The organism is Coprobacter sp., from assembly GCF_982436375.1.
The window spans coordinates 1-4,145 of sequence record NZ_CEWDCG010000233.1 but is presented as its reverse complement, the minus strand read 5'-3'; the positions used below and the strand labels follow the sequence as shown (position 1 = coordinate 4,145).

At 39.1% G+C, this 4,145-nt stretch carries 2 protein-coding genes; both read left to right on the top strand.

What is annotated here, in order from left to right; genetic code table 11:
* A partial coding sequence (locus tag AC1WHX_RS10925; RefSeq protein WP_481229342.1) for a hypothetical protein occupies positions 1 to 2,368 on the top strand: 2,368 nt, incomplete at its 5' end.
* Between the two features lie 21 nt (positions 2,369 to 2,389).
* Entirely contained in the window at positions 2,390 to 4,132 is a 1,743-nt protein-coding gene (locus AC1WHX_RS10920; RefSeq protein WP_302545318.1) for a hypothetical protein, read from the top strand.
* The last annotated feature ends 13 nt before the right edge of the window (positions 4,133 to 4,145 follow it).

Below are 4,145 nucleotides of genomic sequence, written 5' to 3'. Positions count from 1 at the left end.
CACATGTATATTATGCGTATTATTTGTTTGTAGTCACTTGTTTTCTCAAGAGGTTGTCAATCGCGGAGCTGATGAAAAAAGTTTGTCTCGTTCGGAGTATTTCTCATGGATTAACAATACGAATGAAGGCCCTTCGGAAAAACAGACTCTTATAAATATGGATTTCTTTGAATGGCTTCGGAACGAATACGGGATGGAGCTGGACATTTATGCTTTCGATGCAGGTTTGATCGATGGAAAAAATTTTTACGGAGATATGGAGTCGATACGTTTCAAACAGAAATTTCCTGACGGATTAGATACCGTATATAGAAAAGCTCGGAAAAATGGTATGCGCTTGGGAATGTGGGGAGGACCGGACGGTTTTGGGAATACACAGAAGAGTGCTCAACGGAGAAAAGATATGTTGGTATCTCTATGCCGTGATTATCATTGGGCTTTGTTTAAATTTGATGCGGTTTGCGGACCTTTGAGAGAAGATAAGGAAAGTATGTTTATAGAAATGATGAAGCAGTGCAGAGAATATTCTCCTGATTTGATTTTGCTGAATCATCGTTTGGGACTCAAAAAAGCCGAAGAGTATGCAACTACATTTTTGTGGGAGGGAAGAGAAAGTTATATCGATGTTAATTCGAGCAATACCGTAGCGGCTACTCACAATCGAGTAGGAGCTATGAGTCGGGGACATGCTCCGGATTTGAGGAGACTTACCGAAGATCATGGTGTGTGTTTGTCTTCTTGTTTGGACTATTGGGAAGATGAGTTAGTGTTGCAGGCTTTCAACAGAGCGCTGATTCTGTCTCCTCAGATTTATGGAAATCCGTGGTTGTTATCCGATGAAGAATATCCCAAGTTGGCAAGAATCTTTAACCTGCATAAGAGATTCGCTGAATGCTTAATCAGTGGAACGAAGTTGCCGGAAAGTTATGGAGAATATGCCGTATCGCGAGGTAATGATTCAGTGAGAGTAGTTACTTTAAGAAATTTGAGTTGGTTGCCTCGAACGATTACTGTCAGATTAGATGAAGAGATCGGATTGAAAAAAGGAAAGAGGGTAGTATGTAGGATGTACCATCCTGTGGAGCGAATATCGGGTATATATTCGTATGGTCAGTCTGTCGAAGTGATAGTTTTACCGTTCCGTTCTTTACTTTTATCGGTCTCATCGGATAAGTGTATAGAAGAAATCGGAGTAGAGGGTGTTGATTTTGAGATTATAAAAGATGTTCCGGGGAAGCCTGTAGAGATGAGATTATTGGGATTCCCGGGAACAGAGGTGAATATCCGTTTAACGGGTGTTTCCGATATAGAGAAAGTCGAGATTTCGGGAAAGGATGTGACAAAATCCGTGACTCGGAAAAATGGTGTTAAGATTTCGTTTCCCGGTGAGAAATATACCGAATTTTATCATAGAAAACTTGTAGAACTATTTCCCGGTTTTATTCCTCGGGATGTTGCTGCTTTATATGAAGCAACGGTTTTTGCGGCAGATAATAATGCTTTGGAAGTGCGATCTTTGTATCGGTCTGGTAATACGAAAATTGCGCAAGTAAAGGCTGCACGTGAAGCCTTTTTTACTCAACCTGCATTTATCAATCGTGGTGTTTGGGATAAAAATTTGTTCGATGGACGTATGAATACGCTTTTCGGGGTATCTAAAATTAAAGGAGGTCGTCGGATAAAGGGCGGTTGCTTTCGATTAGATCTTGGACATTCATTGTTTGTGGATAGTATCCGTATAAAAGTGAATAATGAATATATGTTGCAACCATTGATGATGGCAGAGGGTAATTTTGCCAGAATCTCTTCCGATTTGAAAACATGGGAATCTATTTTATTTTTGGCAGATACGACGATGAATCTGAAGATCGGAAAAGAAATGCGTTATCTGAAATTGAATCCGTTTCCTGAAGCTATTGCCGAAGTCGAAGTATATGCAGGTGGGAAAAAACTGAATTCGGAAAATTTCAGAGCCAGTAATCTGTTTGCTGATGCCGTGAAATGTGCGGGGGCATGGAATGGTAATTTTAGTTTGCGACAAGTGCCTAAGGGCAGCTATCTTTGTGTTGCGATCAATGGCAGACATGGGATCGAAGGAGCGTATGCAACTTTAAAAGTTGATGGTCGATATATAGGTGCTGCATCAAGGGCCGTGTCTTATCCTGCCAATCCGTGGGAAAATGCAACAGTCTTGTCTGATTCTGATTATACTTATTTTTTCCCTTTAGATAAAAGTATGGAAGGAAAGCAGATAGAAGTTTTTGTGTTGGGTTATGAATCTGATAAATTGAATTTGAAACCGGAAGTTTGGATAACGGCCTATCCTATACCTTATGAAGAAAAGCTAATGAAAGTCTATCGCCGATAATAATGAAAAAAAATAAGTTTCATGAAAAATTTCAGTTTTGTATTGTTTGTCCTTTTTTTATTGTGTCCTGTCTGTGTGACCTTAGGAAAAACTCTTCCGGATCAGTTTAATAATAAAGATGTTCGGGGATGGATTATTTTATCAGATGATATGAATGCTGCTATTCAGACGATAAAAGCAGCGAAAGAGTATGACATAAATCAGCTTCAGCTATCTCATGAGATTATCCATGATTTGAGAGAAATAAAGAATGAAAAAGTGTGCGCACAAGTCAATGAGCTTGTAAATTTGGCTCATTCGGAGGGAATAAACGAAGTTTTGCTATGGGATCATAGTTTGTATAATATAGATTATTATCCTGAACGTTTCAGAACCGGTCCCGGAGGAACGATAGACTTGGATAATCCTGAATTTTGGGAATGGTTGAAAGACGATTATCGTCAGATGCTCGATCGGGTTTCAGAGGCAGACGGGCTTGTCCTGACTTTTATCGAAACCGGAGCTTATGCGGAGAGGCAGTTCTCTAAGAAAATGAAATCTTCGGAAGAGAAGTTGGCAGCAGTGGTGAATGCCATTTCAGATGTACTTATCGGTGAAAGAAAAAAGAAATTGTATATCCGTACATTTGCTTATTCTGAAGAGGAATATAAAGGCACAACGGGTTGTATCGAGTATCTGAAATATGATGAGGTGATTTTGATGATGAAAGAGACACCTCATGATTTTTTTCTGACTCATCCGGATAATTATTATATACAGAAGATGGATCGTCCTGTCATTGTAGAATTTGATTTAGGCAATGAATACAGCGGACAGGGAGTGGTGGCGAATACTTGGCCTGAACATGTAATGAAAAGATGGAATAGCTATATACATTGTCCTAATGTAACCGGATATGTAGCCCGTACCGATCGATATGGGAATACGAGTATTGTAAACACTGCTAATGCTATCCAATTGTACGCCTTGAAACGAATGACGAAAGATCCGAAAATTTCTGTAGATCGGGTATATAACGAATTTATAGAGTCGGAATATGGCAAAGCTGTTTTATTGCCGGTAAAAAAAGCTTTTCAGAAAGCATTCGATATAGTGACGTCTGTTTTCTATACATTAGGCACAAATCTTACAGATCACTCTTCGTTGAACTATGAAAATAATAAATGGGGCTATAGTCGGCATGTGTCGGGTCGATGGATAGATCCTCCGGTCGTTCGGGTAGAACATGATGTAAATAGAACCTTCCATTATTGGAAAGATATTGTAAATCACATAGCTCCGGTACAATTCAAGTCATGGTTTTCTCCGTCATTTGTTGAAGTAAAAGAAGTTTTTGATAGACGATGGATGGATGTCGGTGAGAAGATGGACAGTTTATATTACCGATATATAGTAACGGAAAAGCGATATGGAGTCAGGCTTGCTGCCGAAGCATTGTCAGAAATAGAAAAAACGAAACCTGTATTAGATTCTGTTGCATATAACGAATTGCAACAGCTTTTTTATCGTACCTATCTTACCGCTTCTTTGCATGAAGCTGTGTGTACGGCGTATTATGGAATAAGAATATATACGGGAGATAAAAAGTCATATCCTGAAATGTTGAAAGAGGATATTCTTTCAGCATTGGAAAGAATAACGTTGACAGTTAATGAAATGGAGCAGATGAGAGGATCATATCCAATCGGTCAATATAATTGGCTGAACGATGCCCGGACGGCATTATGGTATAGAGATAAGATAAAGAGAATGCTATATGAATGACTATTTTTAATTC

Coding starts and splice junctions, on each gene's coding strand:
- AC1WHX_RS10920 (WP_302545318.1), top strand. CDS start 2,390: ATGAAAAATTTCAGTTTTGTATTGTTTGTCCTTTTTTTATTGTGTCCT.